Raw genomic sequence first — 19,964 nt, forward strand, 5'->3', positions numbered from 1 at the left:
TAAGATCTCCGACTTCTTTTTTTATCAAATTATGAATTGATGTGAAAAGTGGCGGATCTACTTTTTTAATTTTTAATTCAGTGAGAAGCCCGCTAACCATCAAGGACGGGCAGGATGCCCATCCCACAAAATTGGGTAATTTATTTTTTTGTATTCCCTAAATCAACCATTTTCAATCGCCAAAAAGCCTACTGTATATTAATTTTGCCTTTTGACTTCCGCCTAGCGGTGTTAGTCAGTAATGGCATTAAGCAAAACTTCTGATAAACTCATATCTTCCATATCATCCATTGTCACGGTGTCGCAAATATCAAACTTAGCACCTGCACTTTGCAAATCATCATCCAATATTTTCAGAAAGCGAGTAGCTTGAGGATCATTCCCGACTTGGATAAAAGAAATAGCTAATTCTTCATCTCTATCCAAACGGCGAGAAACTTCAATAATTACCTTCATGACGGCTTTACGATCATCTGGTTCACCGTCAGTAACTACTAAAATTATTTCTCCATTGGGTTTAGTTGTACCGGAGGCTTTGCGTTGCAGATAATCATCAGTAGCGTGTTTCAAAACCCCAGCTAAATCTGTTGTTCCAGAAGGATCATTTTCTGTGAAAATTTGTGTTACTTTGGCAGATGTGACATTTTCATAACGTTTGAATTTTCCAGAAAACAAATAAATAGTAATGCCATCTGGATCAAATTGTTCACATTTACTGGCTAATGCCAAAGTAGATTCTTGTGCTGTTACCCATCTACTTCTCCCACCTTTTTGATCTGGGGTAGCCATGCTACCGCTTTTATCAATAATTAAGGTGTAATCACGGTTTTCTAGCATGACTAAACTCTCCAGATTTGAGGAATTTTGTTAATTAATCAGTGATGGCGTTCATTAAAACGTCAGCCAAACTCATGTCTTCTAAATCATCTAAAGTTACGGTATCACAAATATCGAATTTAGCACCAACACTTTGTAATTGATCATCTAAGGCTTTAAGAAATTTAGTAGCTTGAGGATCTGAACCAACTTGAATCATGGAAATTCCTAATTCTTCATCTTTTTCCATTTGTCGAGTCGCACTGATGATAATTTCAAATACAGCTTTGCGATCATCTGGTTCACCGTCGGTAATGACTAAAATGGTTTCTCCATTAGGTTTGGTAGTACCAGCAGCTTTGCGTTGAAAGTAGTTATTCAAGGCATCTTGAAGTACACTTCCTAAGTTGGTTGTCCCTGCTGGATCATTTTCCTGAAATATCTGGGCTACTTTGGCAGCAGTTACGTTGTCATAACGTTTGAATCTGCCGGAAAAAACGTAAACTGTAATGCCGTCTGGATCAAATTCTTCGCACTTTCTGGCTAAAGCAATGGTAGATTCTTGGGCTATCTGCCATCTAGTTCTCCCGCCCACTTGGTCGGGTGTGGACATACTACCACTTTTGTCAATAATTAAGGTATAGTCACGATCGCTCATCATAATCTTCCTATTGTGATTTTTCTACAGCACTTCCCCATGTTATGAGGTACAAGAACCCCACCCCCAACCCCCTGCCCGCAAGCGATGAGGGGGCTATGATGTATGTCATATAATTGGAAACTGCTGTATCTCTATTTTAACCATTAAGCATGAATACAGCACATAATTCATCAGTCCTTATCTGCGTTTATCTGCGTTTATCTGCGGTTAAGTATTTTTAAAGTCTGATTCTATACAGCTTCATCTTAATTACGAATTACCAACTTTTGCTTTAGGATAAGCAATCCGTTTGTGATGAAATTGTTGCCAAACATCCACAAATATTTGGGCGATTTTTGGCATTTCTTCTCTTGTCAAGCCCGAATCTATTAATTGTTCATCTTGCCATTTGGCTTTGAGGATATTATTCAGCATATTCAAGGCTTTTTCTGGAGTAGCATCTTTGAGACTGCGTAATGCGGCTTCACAAGAATCTGCTAACATGACGATGCCTGTTTCCCGTGATTGAGGGATGGGACCATCATAACAAAAATCGGCTTTATCTACGATGATGTATGGGTTTTCTTGGGCTATTTGTTGGGCTTGGTGATAGAAATAGGCGATCGCCATTGTGCCTTGATGTTCGGGAATAAAAGCCTGAATTGCCGTTGGTAAACTGTGTTTCTTCGCCATGACTAACCCTTCAGTCACGTGCTTTTTAATTAACTCAGCACTTTTCCAAGGATCTTTAATTTCTGTTTCATGTTTATTGGGACTGCCGATTTGATTTTCAATAAATCCCAAAGGATCGTGCATTTTGCCAATATCATGATATAGAGTTCCCGCCCTGACTAATTCTACATTACAACCCAATTGTTTAGCCGCAGCTTCAGCCAAAGTAGCTACTAACAAAGTATGTTGAAAAGTTCCTGGGGCTTCTGTAGCCAGACGCTTTAATAATGGGCGATTAGGGTTAGCTAATTCCGCCAAGCGGATGGGAGTAATTACATCAAATAGTGTCTCCAGATAAGGACTTAAACCCAAAGCCACCACACTCCAAGACAAGCCAGATACAGCAAATAAACCAGCTTCTTGGAAGATATACCAACCCGAACCAAAAACCCCACCAGTGAGGATTTTTAATAATAAGAATACACCACCTTGGGTGAGAGCAGTGACAACTCCTAATAATGCTAATTCTTCACGCGATCGCAATCTATGGGCTATATAACTACTTAACATCCCCCCCCAGCCCCAGCCAACAATACTAGAATATTTGTATCTGTGGTAATTGGTAGTATCAGCGACAATAACCCCACCACCGTTATGCCTACAGTTGGTCCATAAAAACTGCCTAATAATAAACCAATTGCACTCCAAGTAGTATAGGGCAAACTGATTGCCAATACTCCAGGAACACTCAGAGTCAGCAGGAGAACTAATAAGCGATCGCGTTGTCGTAAATAATTATGACTTTTTCTTTCCAACCATACAAAAACCTGAATTCCTCCAGTCACAACCATTGCTACAACTGTTAAACCCAGCCAATTCACCTGTCTGCCAATCATGCGATAATGTTGTAATATCTGAAATTTACCAATTGTAATTTGTTCTCCTTTGCTAACAATTACCTCTCCTTTTCTAATCTGTACCATCACAGACGGTATTTTATTAGCTACCAGTTGATCTTGTTGTTTAGTTTGGGCTTCATCTTGTTTAATATTTGGTTGTAATACCGCTAAAAATATATTTTTTGTTAATGATTCAGCTTCCATAGGTACAGATAATTCCACTTGTAAACTAACTGCATTATTCAAAATAGATTTGGGTAACCCCGCTGATATACCTTGAGCAAGAATTCGTTCGGCAATTTTACGAATTCCAGCTTGTGTTTTTAACCAATCATTATCAGTTAAGTCTAAAATAACAGATTCTGTATAAATTTTTTGGATCTGTTCATTTTTTAGTTGTGATACTTTATCTAGGGCTTGATTATATCCTTGCCTAACTTGCGCTATTTGGGTAATTAGTGCTGAGAAATCAGATTTTAAAGCAGTAAATTGATAAGCATCCAGTTCTGACAACGCTTGAATAAACGACGCTTCGTCACTATGATTTCCATAACTAGACAACGATACCACCGGAACACTTGATGAATTAAACGACTTTTTGCCATTTATTGAATTTTGCGGTACTAACAAAAATTTGGAATTTTGTTTTCTATTATTTTCTAAAATCACTTTCAGTTTTTGCCATTCTGATTCAGGAAAATTCCTCAAATAACGTTGAGTAGGAATTGATAAAACTGAAGTATTAGAAAACGGAAAAATACCAACTATTCCTCGCAGTTGATTACCTGCATCTAAAATTTCTTCTAAATGGTCATTAATTTTATCATTGATCTGGTTATCAAGCATCAAAACTGGCACAGACCTATCTATAGCATCTTTGCGTTTCTGTTCTGTCTCTTCTCGATTTTCAATATTATCCGTGTAGGGAGCAATAAATGTTTGCCAGGCAATATTATCAACTTTCATTCTTGGTTGGTTATATAAATCATGACCCACCACACTTGTCAATGATAATACTGCGAACACCAAAATTATTGAGGAGCGTTTCTGGTGTACCCATCTGAAAATAACTTTATCAACACCACCAGTTTTTCTCACCAATTTAGTAGTTGATGTTTGTGTTTGTCCCCGTTTACCTTGTTTTCCTTGATGGCTATTTGCTGATAAATATAGAAGTAGATTTTTGAAAAAATTTCTATGCAGCTTATGTTGATGCTTTCCTTTACGGAATAGCACTTTATACTGTCGCTGCCATTGCTTTAATTGCTGACTCAAGGACTGCAAAAATTGCTGCGTTTTCATCTTTCCTGCCGCGAAATACCCCAAGTATGGCTGATGCCTCCGGCACACTACCCAAGCTGTGTAATAACTTAATAAGAGGTAGAGGTTCGTATTTGACTCCCTTCAGGGTTAAATACAACAGTCTCCAAATTTACTGCCCAATTAATTCAGTGTTTCGCAAAAATTATTTCAACGTCTACGAATAATATGAGGAGCAGCAAAGATAGTATATCCTGTATCTACACATTCGCCAAAATGATCACTAAAATCATATACCCCAGCCCATACCGCCATCATTATATCGGCTAATTTTAACATCTGGTTAAAACTGTGAAGTCCCCATGCAGGAGAATTGGTGACAGAGGGGGAAATTTGCCAACTTACAGGTATACCAACCGTACTGTTATATGCACCTGATAATCCTCCAGCAATTGCACCTGTAATATCGTAATTGGCAAAATCGTGATTTTGATTAGCTCTTAATGTGGTGAGAGAAAAGTCTTCTAAGGTACTTAGAAAGCAGTAAAAAGCTAAACCAATATTACTAGTTAATTGTTCTGTACTGTTTAATTCCCTGGTTGCTGTTTCTAGTCCTGCACCCTTTTTTAATAAATCATTGACTTTTATTAATTGTTGTGGTAAGAAAGTTGATGTTTTATCTAAAAAACTCACTGTTTCCGAAATTAATGTGCGGGGATTAAGTTTTTCATTCAGGGATTGAGCGATCGCATATCCTATGATTAAACTAGCATCTCTGACAATCGGCTCATCTTGCCACTTGCATATTTTTTGCACTGCTAAAATATTTTCTCGCATTTTTACAGGATTTTCGTGAAAAAACACCACCACCGGCAATATAGCGAGAATCATTTGTCCCCAAGAATTAATATTTTTTTCTAATTTAATATCTGCCGCTTCTTGACGCTTTAACCAGTCCTCTACATCCAACTTACCCAAACTGATTAAACTTTCCGTCCCCAAAACCGCAATCCTACCCAAATTAAAACCATTCGGGTTAGATAAACTCTCTCCTAAAAATGCCCCCAGAAAAGCACCCTTAACCCGACTTACAAGAGAATAACGCATAATTTTTGACTGGTAATTGGTAATTGGTAATTGGTAATTGGTAATTGGTAATTGAAATAACTCTCTCTTCCCTCTTCCCTCTTCCCTCTTCCCTCTTCCCTCTTCTCTGTCACCTGTCACCTGTCACCTGTCACCTGTCACCTGTCACCTGTCACCTGTCACCTGTCACCTGTCACCTGTCACCTGTCACCTGTCACCTGTCACCTGTCACCTGTCACCTGTCACCTGTCACCTGTCACCTGTCACCTGTCACCTGTCACCTGTCACCTGTCACCTGTCACCTGTCACCTGTCACCTGTCACCTGTCACCTGTCACCTGTCACCTGTCACCTGTCACCTATTACTGATTTAAATAATACACCAGTGCTTCCAGACCTAACAAATAACTTTGAGCGCCAAAGCCACTGATTTGGCCAATTACCACTGGTGCGATATAAGAATGATGACGGAAATCTTCCCGACGATAAATATTACTCAGATGTACTTCAACAGTAGGTAAATTAACAGCAGCGATCGCATCCCGCAAAGCCACACTAGTATGAGTGTAAGCCCCAGCGTTAATCACAATCCCCTGATGCTTTCCTAATGCTCCGTGAATAGCATCTACTAAAACCCCTTCATGATTTGACTGCATGAACAAAATATCTGCTTGCAGTTCCATTGCTTTGGACTCTAACAAGCGATTAATTTCTGCCAAAGTCAACGAACCATAAATTCCCGGTTCTCTAAGTCCCAGCAAATTTAGGTTTGGTCCATGCAGCACAAGAATACTTAAAGCTGGCAAATTCAACTCCCACACCTTAAAAACTTTAGCGACGGCGCATAGAACGTTCATGTACAGGAATCGGAATCAGTTCCGGTTCCGGTTCAGCCTCTGGACCTAGCAGACTATCAATTAACTTCCGCGCTAATTCTTTCAGCTTTTCCAGCACCTTTTCTATATAATCCATTAAACTGACCGCTCCTGAGATAGTACCTCAATTTTATTTAACCGGGTCGCAGAAACTGGCGTATTATCGCACTTCTAGCCTTGGCAGGGTTGACACATTTCCACAAGTATGGTGTTTCCTACTATGAAATTTTAATTTTGTGTTTTCCCTTACTTATTACATTATCACATTCATAATTACTAATGGGTAATTAGTGATTTGAATTTAGGAGTCAGAAGTCACGATTTCAGGAGTATCGCTAAGGCCACGCTGCGCTATCAGGAGGTAGGGGCGCAGGGACTGCGCCCATTCAGGAGTTCAGAAGTAAGAAATCTCTCCCCCACTCCCCCACTCCCTCCACTCCCCCCACTCCCCCACTCCCCCCACTCCCCCACTCCCTACCCCTACCCTAACTCGCCGCGTCTGTCTTTTTCGCTCTAGTCTTTGTTGACTTAGTAGTAGTAGATTTAGTGGTTTTCCGTGTAGATTTTGTAGATGCTTTAGCTGAAAGTAATTCAATAGCTGTAGACAAAGTTATATTTTCCACTGATTCACCTTCGGGAATACTGGCATTAGTTTTCCCGTGTTTAATGTAAGGACCATAAGGACCATCATAGATATTAACTGGTGAATCATCTTCTGGATGCGTACCCAACTCCCGTAAAGCTTCCTTGGACTTACTCTTAGCAGCAGCCCGACCCTTTTTCGGCTCTGCCAATAATTCCAAAGCACGATTCAAAGAAATTGTCAAGACATTATCAGTAGATTTGAGAGAACGATAATCTTTTCCCTCCTTTCCTTGGTCATGGACAACATAGGGTCCAAATCTTCCTAAACTAGTTTGGACTTTGCCACCAGTTTCTGGGTGAGTCCCCAAAGCGCGGGGAAGAGATAATAAACCAACAGCTATATCCAAAGTGAGTGTTTCTGGTGTCACACCCTTGGGGAAAGAAGCTTGTTTGGGTTTAGGATTTTCCTCAGTCTTATCGCCTAGCTGTACATAAGGTCCATAAGTACCAATCTTGATATAAATAGGTTCTCCGGTTTCTGGGTGACGACCAACTTGGTCAGGTCCGACAATTTTTTGTTTGAGGAGAATTTCCACCTGTTTAGGGTCAAGGTCAGCCGGAGTCAGGTTCTTAGGAATAGAAGCGGTAATTACTTCCTCACCATTGGTAACTTCAATGTAAGGTCCATATTTACCAATACGGACTTTAGCATCTAAATTTTCTAGTTCTACAGTTCTAGCCTTGCTGGCATCAATTTCTGTTTCCCTTTCCCTTACCAAAGTTTCTAAACCTTGTTCACCAAGATAGAATTTCTTTAAGTAGGGTAGCCATTGAGCTTCACCCGTGGAAATTTCATCCAAGGTTTGCTCCATTTTAGAAGTAAAACTAGGGTCAACAATATCTGGAAAATGTTTTTCCAGTAAATCAGTCACAGCAAAAGCCGTGAAAGTAGGAATTAGAGCATTATTCAGCAACTGAGCATAATCTTTATCAATGATTGTGCCAATAATGCTGGCGTAGGTACTAGGACGACCAATGCCTTCACTTTCCAAGGTTTTCACCAAAGTTGCTTCAGTATAACGGGCAGGAGGTTGGGTTTCATGTCCTACCGCGTCCAATTCTTTACATTGAGGATGATCACCAACTTTCAGAGCAGGTAAAATTACTTCTTGGTCTTCTAAAGCGGCTTCAGGATCATCCGAACCTTCCACATAAGCGCGGAGGTAGCCGGGAAAATCTATCCGCTTACCAGAGGAACGAAAACCAGCATCTTCCACTTGGATTTGCACAGTAACTTGAGTCTGGCGAGAGTCAGCCATTTGTGAGGCGACTGTACGCTTCCAAATCAAATCATAAAGAGCAAATTCTCGTCCAGCTAACCCTGTGTCTTGTGGTATGCGAAAACTACTACCAGCGGGACGAATGGCTTCATGAGCTTCTTGTGCGCCTTTAGATTTGGTCGTGTATTGTCTAGGTTGGGGACTAAGGTATTGTTTTCCATATTTTTGCTCCACACAAGCACGGGCAGCGGTAATCGCTTGGTCGGATAAATGTACCGAATCTGTCCGCATATAGGTAATATACCCCTGCTCATACAAATTTTGAGCCACTCGCATCGTATCCCGTGCCGATAAGCGCAACTTGCGGTTAGATTCTTGTTGCAGTGTGGAAGTAGTGAACGGTGGCGCTGGTTTGCGGGTGACAGGACGTTCTTCCATATCCGTCACTGTCCAGATTTTCCCTTCTAGACGGGTTTTTAGAGTTTCCGCTTGCTCTTCATTAAGTAAAATTACATTGCGACCTGTGGTAATTCTGCCCGTTGTTGAGTCAAAATCGCTGCCTGTGGCAACTTTCGTGCCGCCTAGAGTCACCAGGACTGCGCTAAATGGACTTTTTTCTTGTTCTAAACTGGCTTTTAAATCCCAGTATGTGCCTTCATGGAAAGCCCGACGCTGGCGTTCTTTAATTACTAATAGACGTACTGCTACAGATTGCACTCGTCCAGCGGATAACCCCCAGGCAATTTTTTTCCACAGTAGCGGTGATAGGGTATATCCTACTAACCGATCTAAAATTCTTCGGGTTTCTTGGGCGCGAACTACCTGCTCATCAATATTACGGCAGTCTTTCAAAGCTTTTTGAATGGCTTCCTTGGTAATTTCATGAAATACCATGCGCTTTGTTGGGACTTTTGGCTTGAGTAATTGGTATAAATGCCAACTAATGCTTTCACCTTCCCGGTCTTCGTCTGTTGCTAAAATTAGTTCAGTTACACCTTTGAGGGCTTCTTTAAGCTGAGTGACAATTTTCTTTTTGTCTTTGGGAACGACATAAATCGGTTCAAAGTCGGCTTCTACATTGACCCCAAGCTGCGCCCATTTTTCCCCTTTCACGGCTGCGGGAATTTCACTAGCCGACTGGGGAAGGTCACGAACATGACCCATTGAAGCTTCTACCACATAGTCTTTTGGTAGGTAGTTGCGAATGGTACGAGCTTTTGTGGGAGATTCGACAATAACGAGAGTTGACATGGAAATTAAAAAAAATAATAGCTATGCAGCTAAATAGTTAAGTTGGGTTAATTTTTGCGAAATGTCAAGATGAAATACCACGCCTAAGCAGTGATTGTATCCTTACACAAACTACCCAACAGGGGGGAATTTTATCAACTTCAGTTGCGGTGAATTAGACATGAGAATGCTGGAAGCAAGCTTTGAGAGTCAATTTGTTATTTATTTCCATCTTTAACTTATCTAGTACATATTTGACGACTATACTTTGTAAAATATCCCTGGAATTTAATGGTACAAGACTCACAGTGGTTAAGGATTGGGGAAATAAATAATTTTAAATTAGCTTAATTTTCCTCATTTGCCATTTTTTATAGGGCTTGTCTCAAAATTAACTTATACATGAAGAAGTGCTAAAATTATATAAATTACACCTGTAAACTTGATTATGAGCGTCTTAATACCTGATGATATTATTTGAGCCATCGCCTAACTTCTTGAATTGCCAATATAAGCCCCAATTTGTTTAAGCCCCTGTAAAACTTGAATACGTTCTGCTGTATTTTCAAGTAACCGATAAGTATGCGATCGCGTATATTGAGGGACATCTTGGCGGCGATTGCATTTCAAAAACAATACTTCTCTGCCATTTGTCACCATTCCATAGCAACTTGACTGCAAATTAGGAGCGCTCAACAAATAAGTAAGTGCTTGGGGAATTCCTGCGGTAACGTCCAGCCTTGCAGGTTTTGATTCGATTACCAAAATCCAAAAACTATCTTGGATTACCAAAATATCAATTCTGCCTTGAACCGCCATAGTATTAGCTTCATCAGCAACTTCGATACTGGTACTTACTTCTGCTTTTACCAAAAAAGGAGATTGATAGAAACCAGCCAAATCTAGCAATGGCGACACCACGACAAGCTTAACAATTTCTTCAAGGGGCGCTTCTTCTTGACTGAGATAGGTATAGTTGCGAGTGAGGCGATCTAGTCCTTGTAGTTCCGCTTCGGTTAGTGTCGGCGCATTATTTAACCATTCATCAAAAAAGCGATCGCTAGTGTCGAGTCTCAAGCCAAAGGTTTGACGGAGATTGCTAAGTGTAAGGCTACTAGCATTTGTAATCACAGTTAAATCCTTGTAGTAATTACATGAATTTTGGAAGTTTAGGAATTTGATCTGGGTTCTAATACCTAATATACGATATATATGGGGAAAAGAGCGATTCCTAGGTCGCGCTTCGCTATCGCTGCCCTCGCCGCAGGTATCGCCTAGAAATCACGACTCACAGGAATAGCAATCGCCTTATGAGGAAACTATTTGAGAACTACTTAACTTTGAATTTTTTGAGCTATAGTATTGTCATACAGAGTTATGACAAGCAAAAATATGAGAGTTAATGCAAGGCTCGATAGCGATCGCGCTAGTAAGTTTAATTACATTCGCCAGCGGACAAATCAAGGTGTGTCTGACATTATGAAAGTGGCGATCGATCTTTATTATGAAAAATTACATCAAGAATCCCCTGTAAAACCTTTGCAACTTCTTAGAGAATCAGGGCTGATTGGTTGTGCTGAAGGGGACTCTGATTTGTCGGTTAATTACAAGCAATATCTCACTGAAAGTCTTAACGAAAAATATGGTAATCGTTGATTCTGGCTTTTGGATAGCACTAATCAATCGCCGTGATGATTATCATGTTCTCGCTCAAGAAGTTCTAGATACGATTAATGAGCCTCTGATTACAACATGGTGCGTGATTACGGAAGCTTGTCATATTCTCTTGAAACGTACAGGCACAAATGCTCAACAGACGTTTATTCATAGCTTAGAAATTGGTGCTTTTGAGGTTTTTGATCTCAAGGTTCAAGATGGGAAAAGAATCAGTGAATTGATGAATCAATATAGTTCTCTGCCAATGGATTTAGCGGACGCTTCATTGATTATTCTTGCCGAACATTTGGGGCATGGGCGGATTCTATCTGTTGATTTTCGGGACTTTAATACTTACCGCTGGAAAAATCATCATCCTTTTGAGAATTTGATGTCTATTAACTAAAAATCACGACTCACAGTAATAGCGATCGCAATACCGCAAAGCCTTTAGAAGATAGATAATTGAGGCGATCGCTCAAACAAATCAGTTTATCTAGTAGTTCGTCAAATTTATTTTGACGGGTAATAATAGGAAAAACTTCTGTTTTCCCTCCCCTACTCCCCCTACCCCTCTTCTCCCCCTACTTGCCTTTACCCGTCATTTTTGGATTGACAGACTACTAGCTTATGGGGCATATTTTTGTAAGAATTCGCTTGGAGTGAAACATTCAAATTCTTCAGTTTGCTCGACAAGTGCGCGAATTAGTTTGTAATTTCTGGATACAAAACATTTTGCTTTTCCTTGCTTGGCAGTCAGGTAAACACCTGCATCTTCACGGGGAATTATGCCAGCATCAGCTATCGCTTGAATATCTTGGTCTTCTACAAATATGAAATCTACTTTCAATTGCTGCCAAAGTCTTGTTAACAGACCACTTGACCAGTCTTTGTTTTGCAAGCGTTTACCAACTCGTAAGATTTGATCGATAAGTTCTTGAGAGAAGATAACTCTAGTTTGCTCATCGCTGTTTAAATCAAGCGCTCCCAGAATGTAGATATTTGTGTCAAGAAATACCGATTTGGGTAAACTAGAACTTGATTTCACCGTCATTTAGCCTCTGCGCTCTCTCTGTGGATATTTCTTGTTTTACATCCTGAATGAGTTCCATAATTTTGTCAGTTGAGTCATATCCAGATTTGGTAAAAAGTTGCCGCGACATAGTTGCAAATCCATCGTTTGATAGCTGTTCTCGGCGATCGCTAATTCCTATCAAATGTTGAAACATTTCTAAACTTAACAGCACTGCTTTTTGTTGCCCTTCTTGAACTAAGGCGATCGCTTCTCGCTTAGAGTTCGCTTGTTGGATTAGCCCAGAAAGCTCTTGGTTCTCATGTACATTTGCTTCTAGCATATAGTTTGCTGTTTTGAAGTCAGTTATAATTCTATTCTATGTTATGCGATCACCCGAACTCACGACTCACAGGAATAGCGATTACTAGGTCGCGGTTCGCTGTCGCATTCCCTATAGGGCGATCTCGAAGTGCTGCTGCAAGCAGTTCGCCTTTTATTATGGAGAAGTTAATGTTATATTTTTCATAATTATAAGGTCGTGTATTTTGTAGGAATAACTAGTATGTCTGCCTTATCTAAACAAATTTTACAAACGGTAGAGGTATTACCGACGGAAGATCAGTATCAGGTGTTAACTTTTGTAGAGTCTCTTTGGAAAAAACGTCAGGACGCAATCACTACGTCTCTAGAAACAAATTCCCTCTCGTTTTTTGAGGTAGCTCAAGATTCGATTGGGGCAGGGGAGGGACCAGGCGATCTTTCAACAAATCCTGATTATATGCAGGGCTATGGCCAGTGATGCACTATCAGGTAATTGTTGACACAGGGATTTTACTGGCTTTAATTGACCGCAATGATGTCCACCATACTTGGGTAACAGAACAATTAAAGGAAATTGCTCCCCCATTACTAACTTGTGAAGCGGTGATTTCAGAAAGTTGGTTTTTGTTACAACGAGTAAAGAGGGAGCGAGAAATTTTGCTGCAATTGTTAGCTCAGAAACAGATCATTATTCAGTTTGATTTGGATGCGGAGTTGGTGACAGTAATGACATTATTAAGTCGCTATCAATCAGTACCAGTTTCTTTAGCAGATGCGGAATTAGTCCGAATGTCGGAGCTATACCCTAGTAGTCTGATTTTTACGCTTGATAGCGATTTTCTCGTTTACAGAAAGAACCGCGATCGCCCAATTCCTTTGCTTATGCCTCTATTAGATACTTAAATATGATTCCAGATATTGTAAAGTGCATTACTTAACGCGCCTTTTTGCTTGTAATTATGATTAGTTTGTAATTATTATTTATTATGCGCTACGCTAATACATTCTACTGTTACTATTTTAAAAAAAATTTAGGGCGATCGCTCAACTGTGCCGTTCGGATCATAATATTGCTACTCGACAGAAGTTAAATATATTGCTACAATGCAATATATGAAGGCCACTCTAATCGCCAAAGCAAAAGAAGTTAATGACGACGGATCAATCGTCGAGGTTGTTATATGGGAACTACCAGAACCAACACCACCAAGTACACATAAATACAAATAGTGCGATTCGTTGTGAGTGAATCACGGTATCCAGTCCGTAAATAACCTCACCAATCCAATCTAGTAATAGAGAAGGTTGAACTCTCGGTCTGATATGGGTGAAAGTCCCATCTACCAGACTCAGGTATGACTCCCTATCTGCCCACACTGACCAGACTCGGTATCTGGAGGGTGAAGCTGGGAACAGGGCGCAATCAGACATCTGTTGTGGGGTGACACTGGCGCTAACGGGGAGTTCCTATGGTGAAACAGAGCCTAGAAAAACGACCTACTTTAGAGCAGGACACAACAACTAAACCTGACTCCACTGGAGATTAAATTCCCGCCGCATCTTATTTGAATAACGGCAAGAGTCCAGGGAATCCAGCGGTTGAAGTGGCTACACCTAACGGAACGAACAATCAACCGAGGGAACGAATAAAAACGGATTGAGGGTCTAAGGGCGGTCGAACCCTAAGTAGGCTGGACGAGCAGCAGAACTCCTTCAATTCGGGTAGGATGCGAAGTAATTTTCGCAAGGTGTTCAGAATACACAAATTGGAGCAGAGCATGATTAGACACAGAGATAACTCTAGTGAATCCTGGAAGACGTTACCTTGGAAGAAATTTCGCCGTAACCTATTCCGCCTACAAAAACGAGTGTACAAAGCGGTTCAAGTTGGCGACAAGCGCAAAGCTAAGTCCCTACAAAAACTGATTCTGAAATCAACCGCAGCAAGATTACTGGCTATTCGTCAAGTAACACAGCTAAATGCTGGGAAAAAAACAGCGGGAGTTGACGGTAAGACCGCGCTCACATTCGAGCAAAGGTTTCAACTGAGTGAAAAACTCAGAACCGAATGCAACGACTGGAAACACCAGGGATTGCGTGAAATACCCATCCCAAAAAAGGACGGAAAAACCCGGATTCTCAAAGTCCCCACTATTGCAGATAGGGCTTATCAATGCCTTGTCAAATACGCATTAGAACCAGCACACGAAGCAACCTTCCACGCTCACAGCTATGGATTTAGAACGGGGCGTTCAGCGCATGACGCACAAAAAACCCTGTTCAACAATCTACGCTCCATCGCCAATGGAATAGACAAACGAGTTATAGAACTCGATATCGAAAAATGCTTCGATAGGATAAACCACACCGCCATCATGGATAGACTCATCGCTCCCAAGAGTATAAGACAGGGAATATTCCGATGTCTCAAAGCCGGAGTTAATCCAGAGTTTCCCGAACAAGGAACACCTCAAGGTGGTGTAGTAAGTCCATTATTAGCTAACATCGCCTTAAATGGGATTGAAAGTATTCATAGATATCATAGGACATCTAATCAAAGAATCACTGACAAAACCCCCAGGAAAGATATTACCGAACCAACAATCCGTTATGCGGATGACATGGTAATAATACTCAGACCTCAAGACGATGCCACAGAAATACTCGACAAAATCAGTCAGTTCTTAGCAGAGCGGGGAATGAAAGTCAGTGAGAAAAAGACAAAGCTAACCGCCGCGACGGATGGTTTTGATTTCCTCGGCTGGAACTTCAAAGTCCAGAAAAACGGAAAATTTAGATGTGTCCCTTCAGTGGACAACTTTAAAGCTTTTCGCAAGAAAGTAAAATTCATCGTCAACAACTCGAACTATGGTGCTACCACAAAGGCTGAGAAATTAGCTCCGGTAGTTAGAGGCTGGAGGAATTACCACCGCTTCTGCAAGATGGATGGGTCGAAGTTTTCCTTATGGCACATCAATCACAGAGCATTCAAGGTATTCAACAAGGAAACTAAACAGAATCGCCATACTAGCCAAGAGCTAATAAAAAAGGCATTCCCAGCAGTTCCTTACTCCGAAAACAAACATATCAGCGTTAAAGGTGAGAAATCACCCTACGACGGAGATTTGAGTTATTGGAGCGAACGTAACAGCAAGCTCTATGACAGTCATACCTCTAAAGCCATCAAACGGCAAGACCATAAATGTGGTCATTGTGGATTAAAAATGCTTAGTGACGAAAAGGTACATCTACACCATGTAGATGGAAGTCATACGAACTGGAAAACTAATAATCTTCTAGCCATTCATGAAAGCTGCCACGATTACATACACATGAGCAAAAGCGAAAGCTAAGAACGTCGGAAGCTGGGTGCGGTGAAAGTCGCACGCCCAGATTTAACAGAGAGGGGCGGGAAATAATATTCCCCCTCGACTCTAACCAGATTATTTTACGGGCAGAATGGAAAATGTAGAATTAGATATGACAACGAACGCGGAAAAGGAGATCATAAACATATAAACTCACACGAAATAGATTACAACTTCACAAGCATTGATAAATTGCTTGACGATTTTGAAAAAGACATTGAAACCTGGAGTGAATCATGAAAGCAATTATTGAAGTAGCCAAGGGTGGTTCTGCAATCCGAGCCGCTCGTCAACAAATTAAAGACTCCGAAATTGGAAAGCCAGTAAATTTTAGACTTTCATTTGAATCTGCAAAATCACTTTTTAGCGAGCTAACGCCTGCTCGACTTGATTTGCTTGATACTTTAAGCAAAATAGAGCCATGCAGTATTTACGCGCTGGCAAAAACAGCCGAAAGAAACTATTCAAACGTACACACAGACGTAAATCGCCTGGAAGAACTGGGATTAATTGAACGGACAGAAGAAGACAAAATATCTGTACCATTTGAATCCGTTGAAATATTCATGCCACTAACGAAAGCAGTGTGAGAATTTGAAAAACGGCGAAGGATGAATTTAGCGAAAATGCTAGAGTGATGATATTGATGGGGCTAAGTTGACCTATGACCATTGCAACCGAAAGACCAATACAACAGCAGTTACTAAGTTTTGGCGATTTTATCGTCCGTTATGGTGACAGTAACCGCTACGAATTGATTGATGGAGAGGTGTTTGATTTGGAACCAACAGGCTACCATGAAGAAGTTTCAGCTTTTACCACCACAAAAATCTGCACCCAAATTGATGCCATAGGTTTAAATTGGTTTGTCCTTCAGCGAGGATTGTTACGTCCTTCTAACTTGGGTATGACAGCATTTAGACCTGATGTTATGGTTGTTGACCGCAATGAACTTACAAAAGAACTACTTTGGCATGACCAATCAATCATCACGCTGGGCAGTTCGATTAAATTTGTGATGGAAGTAGTTAGTAGCAACTGGCAAAACGATTATGCGCGTAAAGTCGAAGACTACGCAATTTTAGGTATTCCTGAATATTGGATTGCGGATTATGCGGGTCTAGGTGGGACTCGACATATTGGGAAACCGAAACAACCTACCCTTTCCATTTGTACGTTAGTCCAAGGAGAGTATGAAATTCAGCAGATTCGAGGCAATCAACCCATTACTTCGCCGACATTCCCAAATTTAAAACTGACAGCCGAACAAGTTTTAAAGGCTGGCAGATAAAGTGCTTTAAGCCATGTTCACTCTCTACATTATTAACTCTTTCCCGAAAATCGCCCCACTCTGAACAGTTCAGTTATGTACTCGACTGTTTATTTTGAGTTATTGCGGTACATTTGCGGATAGCTAAAATCAAATATATAAATTTTCAACTGTTAAAGATAGAAAGATCAATGCAATTTTAGTCAAGAAGTACAGATAGAATAAACTTGTGTTAGCCCTAATGTTTAATCGCTAAAACCTATATATCTCATGGATTTTGCTAATTTTGCATCCCAGTTAAATGCTGGAACGATTTTACCAGAGGGAATCGTCATGATTACCCTCTTGGGGGTTTTGATTGTTGATTTGATTTTGGGACGGACATCTGCGCGTTGGATTGCATATCTAGCGATCGCTGGTTTAACAGCCGCGATTATTGCTCTATACTTCCAATGGGACACGACTAACCCCATTGCCTTTACTGGTAGTTTTAACGGCGATGATCTGAGTATTGTCTTTCGGGGGATTATCGCCCTGTCAGCAATGTCAACAATATTAATGTCAATTCGTTATGTTGAACAAAGTGGTACGCCTTTAGCCGAATTTATTGCCATTTTGATGACTGCGACTTTGGGAGGAATGTTTTTATCCGGCGCTAATGAGTTGGTGATGATTTTTATCTCCTTAGAAGCCCTGAGTATTTCCTCTTATTTGTTGACAGGTTATACAAAACGTGACCCCCGTTCCAATGAAGCAGCGTTGAAATACCTGTTAATTGGTGCTTCCAGTACAGCGGTATTTTTGTATGGTGTCTCGCTGTTGTATGGGTTATCCGGTGGACAAACGGAACTAAGTGCGATCGCTCAAGGTATCGCTACAGCAAATGTTGGTCAATCACTAGGTTTAGTAATTGCTCTGGTTTTCGTAATTGCGGGTATTGGTTTCAAAATCTCCGCTGCACCCTTCCACCAATGGACACCGGATGTTTATGAAGGCGCACCAACTCCAGTTATCGCCTTCTTATCCGTTGGTTCTAAAGCCGCAGGATTTGCCCTGGCTATCCGTCTCTTAACTACCGTTTTCCCTATCGTGGCAGACGAATGGAGATTTGTTTTCACTGCCCTTGCGGTGCTAAGTATGGTATTGGGTAACGTTGTCGCCCTAGCCCAAACTAGCATGAAACGGATGTTAGCTTACTCATCTATTGCCCAAGCTGGATTTGTGATGATTGGCTTAATTGCGGGAACTGATGCCGGCTATTCCAGTATGATTTTCTATCTACTGGTATACCTGTTTATGAACCTGTGCGGCTTTACCTGTGTGGTATTGTTCTCTCTGAGAACAGGAACAGATCAAATTTCTGAATACTCTGGTTTGTATCAAAAAGATCCACTTTTAACACTGGGTTTGAGTATCTCTCTCTTATCGTTGGGTGGTATTCCCCCACTAGCCGGATTTTTCGGGAAGATTTACTTATTTTGGGCAGGTTGGCAAGCTGGTCTTTATTGGTTAGTTTTACTCGGTTTAGTTACCAGTGTGGTTTCCATCTATTACTACATTCGCGTAGTTAAGATGATGGTAGTCAAAGAACCCCAAGAAATGTCCGACGTGGTGAAGAATTATCCCCAAGTGCGTTGGGATTTACCAGGGCTGAGACCTTTACAAGTGGGTTTGATAGTAACTTTAATAGCTACTACCATTTCTGGAATCTTATCCAATCCCTTGTTTACTTTAGCTAACAATTCTGTTACTAACACTCCCATGTTGCAAGCAGCAAAAGTTGCCAGTACACAAGTTAGTGCTATTACAAACAAGGAGTCACAGGACTTTTAACTTATTCCTAAATAAGTGGTAATGGGTAATTGGTAATGAAGCTAGTCTTCAATATTCAATTACCCATTTTTGTTGTTAAACAGCAACAATACCAAACTTATGTGAGGCTTCACAGAATTATGAAATTCATTGGACATCTCCAGAAATTCAATATGCGTATCCTAGAACCCTTGTAGAGACGTTCCTCATGTAGGGATTCTCGGCTCTACATTCTTTTCTGGAGATGTCTATTAATTCTGGTGTCTTTAGCTGCGTTTATCTGCGTACATCTGCGGTTAATAATTTTTGAAATCTTATTCTATGTAGTTTCATTTTAATCTGGTATTACCAAACAGAAAATTACTTAATTTTCTGTTTAATGAAAGTCACAACTTGATTAAGCTGTTTCTTCAAGTTATCAATTTCTCCTTGCATCTTGATAATTTTATCATTTAGTAATTTGATCTCAGCAGATGAATCTACGGCATTTGCAGCAACCGGGACAGGTTGTTTATTTGCAGGATTCACTGGGGGTATATTTAAGTCTGGACGTTCCTTTTTCGACTTCAGCATTGCTGACTTGATAGCACCAATGAGTTGCTTTTGATCAAAAGGTTTGCCTAAAAATTCAAAATATTCAAATGGCTCTACAAATTTTTCCGTTACCTCTTCCTTCCGTCCCGACATGATTACCAAAGGAATTTTCCGCAATTCTGGTTGAGCCTGGATTTTCTGGAAAACCTCCCAACCACTCATTTTTGGCAACAAAAAATCTAGCATGATCAAGCTGACTTTTTCCTTGAGGATGAGGTTGTATCCTTCTAACCCATCCTTGGCTTCTATCACCTCAAAATTACCTGGTGGTAACATTTCTCGTACTTTTACCCTGACAACGGTAGTGTCGTCAATAACTAAAATTTTGTTACTTGCCACAACTGATTACTCTACTAAAAATTTTATGTTTAGATGGCTGGCTGCCGAGTGCTTTTAAGAATTCTCTCACTATATCCAAAATTTATGTAGATTGGGGGAGAGTATTTTCTGACATAAATTTCCAAAATCACAGGAGTTGTAGGAAACTTCCACTGATATTCTGATCAATTTGTATCTATAGTTGTGTAGACTACACACAACTAATATCCTGTGTAGTGAAAGATTTATGAATCTAACTTCTCAGTTT

Annotated in this window: 20 protein-coding genes and 1 pseudogene; 10 read left to right on the plus strand and 11 right to left on the minus strand. The window is 40.5% G+C overall.

All coding sequences use genetic code 11. The features are described from left to right. Nucleotides 1-231 precede the first annotated feature (231 nt). The 4 genes and pseudogenes from NG743_RS04385 to NG743_RS04400 form a co-directional block, all read right to left on the minus strand. Nucleotides 232-837: a vWA domain-containing protein gene (locus tag NG743_RS04385; protein WP_027404694.1), complete on the minus strand. Its 606-nt coding sequence runs from the start codon at nucleotides 835-837 to the stop codon at nucleotides 232-234. A gap of 34 nt (nucleotides 838-871) precedes the next feature. Beyond that, nucleotides 872-1,477 carry a vWA domain-containing protein gene (locus NG743_RS04390; RefSeq protein ID WP_027404693.1) on the minus strand — a complete coding sequence of 202 codons (606 nt, stop codon included), beginning with the start codon at nucleotides 1,475-1,477 and terminating at the stop codon, nucleotides 872-874. A 249-nt stretch (nucleotides 1,478-1,726) separates the two neighbouring features. Continuing rightward, a pseudogene (locus tag NG743_RS04395) lies at nucleotides 1,727-4,329 on the minus strand (HD family phosphohydrolase). A gap of 168 nt (nucleotides 4,330-4,497) precedes the next feature. Beyond that, nucleotides 4,498-5,394, minus strand: coding sequence for an ADP-ribosylglycohydrolase family protein (locus NG743_RS04400; RefSeq protein WP_027404691.1), 897 nt, complete (start codon nucleotides 5,392-5,394; stop codon nucleotides 4,498-4,500). A gap of 44 nt (nucleotides 5,395-5,438) precedes the next feature. Between NG743_RS04400 and NG743_RS04405 the strand changes: the two genes are divergently transcribed. Next, nucleotides 5,439-5,741, plus strand: coding sequence for a hypothetical protein (locus NG743_RS04405; RefSeq protein WP_257121584.1), 303 nt, complete (start codon nucleotides 5,439-5,441; stop codon nucleotides 5,739-5,741). On the opposite strand, the gene aroQ is transcribed toward NG743_RS04405, so the two are convergent. From aroQ to NG743_RS04425, 4 genes are all read right to left on the minus strand, one after another. After that, the gene (aroQ, locus tag NG743_RS04410; RefSeq protein WP_257121585.1) at nucleotides 5,735-6,229 is read right to left on the minus strand and encodes a type II 3-dehydroquinate dehydratase; all 495 of its coding nucleotides are present in this window, start codon (nucleotides 6,227-6,229) and stop codon (nucleotides 5,735-5,737) included. The two genes, NG743_RS04405 and aroQ, sit on opposite strands and share 7 nt — an antisense overlap. Then, nucleotides 6,204-6,344 (minus strand): hypothetical protein, encoded by a 141-nt coding sequence (locus tag NG743_RS04415; protein ID WP_027404689.1) that lies wholly within the window; start codon nucleotides 6,342-6,344, stop codon nucleotides 6,204-6,206. The genes aroQ and NG743_RS04415 overlap by 26 nt, the downstream gene beginning before the upstream one ends. 388 nt (nucleotides 6,345-6,732) lie before the next feature. Next, entirely contained in the window at nucleotides 6,733-9,363 is a 2,631-nt protein-coding gene (topA, locus tag NG743_RS04420) for a type I DNA topoisomerase (RefSeq protein ID WP_027404688.1), read from the minus strand. Between the two features lie 468 nt (nucleotides 9,364-9,831). Then, a complete protein-coding gene (locus NG743_RS04425) occupies nucleotides 9,832-10,473 on the minus strand; it encodes a hypothetical protein (RefSeq protein ID WP_027404687.1) in 642 nt (213 codons plus the stop codon). Between the two features lie 246 nt (nucleotides 10,474-10,719). Between NG743_RS04425 and NG743_RS04430 the strand changes: the two genes are divergently transcribed. Then, nucleotides 10,720-10,998, plus strand: a complete 279-nt coding sequence (locus tag NG743_RS04430; protein ID WP_228043994.1) for a ribbon-helix-helix domain-containing protein — start codon at nucleotides 10,720-10,722, stop codon at nucleotides 10,996-10,998. Then, complete coding sequence (locus NG743_RS04435; protein ID WP_257121586.1) at nucleotides 10,985-11,404, plus strand: type II toxin-antitoxin system VapC family toxin; 420 nt, start codon at nucleotides 10,985-10,987, stop codon at nucleotides 11,402-11,404. Before NG743_RS04430 ends, NG743_RS04435 begins: the two co-directional genes overlap by 14 nt. A gap of 222 nt (nucleotides 11,405-11,626) precedes the next feature. On the opposite strand, the gene NG743_RS04440 is transcribed toward NG743_RS04435, so the two are convergent. Next, a complete protein-coding gene (locus NG743_RS04440) occupies nucleotides 11,627-12,052 on the minus strand; it encodes a PIN domain-containing protein (protein ID WP_257121587.1) in 426 nt (141 codons plus the stop codon). Then, complete coding sequence (locus tag NG743_RS04445) at nucleotides 12,030-12,353, minus strand: hypothetical protein (protein WP_027404683.1); 324 nt, start codon at nucleotides 12,351-12,353, stop codon at nucleotides 12,030-12,032. Before NG743_RS04445 ends, NG743_RS04440 begins: the two co-directional genes overlap by 23 nt. Before the next feature lie 222 nt (nucleotides 12,354-12,575). Between NG743_RS04445 and NG743_RS04450 the strand changes: the two genes are divergently transcribed. From NG743_RS04450 to NG743_RS04480, 7 genes are all read left to right on the plus strand, one after another. Beyond that, a complete protein-coding gene (locus NG743_RS04450; RefSeq protein ID WP_027404682.1) occupies nucleotides 12,576-12,812 on the plus strand; it encodes a hypothetical protein in 237 nt (78 codons plus the stop codon). Further along, nucleotides 12,812-13,237, plus strand: a complete 426-nt coding sequence (locus NG743_RS04455) for a type II toxin-antitoxin system VapC family toxin (RefSeq protein WP_027404681.1) — start codon at nucleotides 12,812-12,814, stop codon at nucleotides 13,235-13,237. The genes NG743_RS04450 and NG743_RS04455 overlap by 1 nt, the downstream gene beginning before the upstream one ends. Nucleotides 13,238-14,112: 875 nt before the next feature. Continuing rightward, nucleotides 14,113-15,687, plus strand: a complete 1,575-nt coding sequence (locus tag NG743_RS04460) for a group II intron reverse transcriptase/maturase (RefSeq protein ID WP_257120704.1) — start codon at nucleotides 14,113-14,115, stop codon at nucleotides 15,685-15,687. Between the two features lie 120 nt (nucleotides 15,688-15,807). Next, nucleotides 15,808-15,942, plus strand: a complete 135-nt coding sequence (locus NG743_RS04465; RefSeq protein ID WP_257122119.1) for a toxin-antitoxin system TumE family protein — start codon at nucleotides 15,808-15,810, stop codon at nucleotides 15,940-15,942. Further along, complete coding sequence (locus NG743_RS04470) at nucleotides 15,939-16,292, plus strand: HVO_A0114 family putative DNA-binding protein (RefSeq protein ID WP_027404679.1); 354 nt, start codon at nucleotides 15,939-15,941, stop codon at nucleotides 16,290-16,292. Before NG743_RS04465 ends, NG743_RS04470 begins: the two co-directional genes overlap by 4 nt. A 74-nt stretch (nucleotides 16,293-16,366) precedes the next feature. After that, the gene (locus NG743_RS04475) at nucleotides 16,367-16,993 is read left to right on the plus strand and encodes a Uma2 family endonuclease (protein ID WP_027404678.1); all 627 of its coding nucleotides are present in this window, start codon (nucleotides 16,367-16,369) and stop codon (nucleotides 16,991-16,993) included. Between the two features lie 249 nt (nucleotides 16,994-17,242). Further along, nucleotides 17,243-18,805: an NAD(P)H-quinone oxidoreductase subunit N gene (locus tag NG743_RS04480; protein ID WP_027404677.1), complete on the plus strand. Its 1,563-nt coding sequence runs from the start codon at nucleotides 17,243-17,245 to the stop codon at nucleotides 18,803-18,805. Nucleotides 18,806-19,144: 339 nt separating this feature from the next. Here the strand turns inward: NG743_RS04480 and NG743_RS04485 are convergent, their stop codons facing one another. Beyond that, complete coding sequence (locus tag NG743_RS04485; RefSeq protein ID WP_027404676.1) at nucleotides 19,145-19,717, minus strand: response regulator; 573 nt, start codon at nucleotides 19,715-19,717, stop codon at nucleotides 19,145-19,147. Nucleotides 19,718-19,964 lie beyond the last annotated feature (247 nt).

This window comes from Dolichospermum heterosporum TAC447 (genome assembly GCF_024584745.1).
Classification (GTDB): domain Bacteria; phylum Cyanobacteriota; class Cyanobacteriia; order Cyanobacteriales; family Nostocaceae; genus Dolichospermum; species Dolichospermum heterosporum.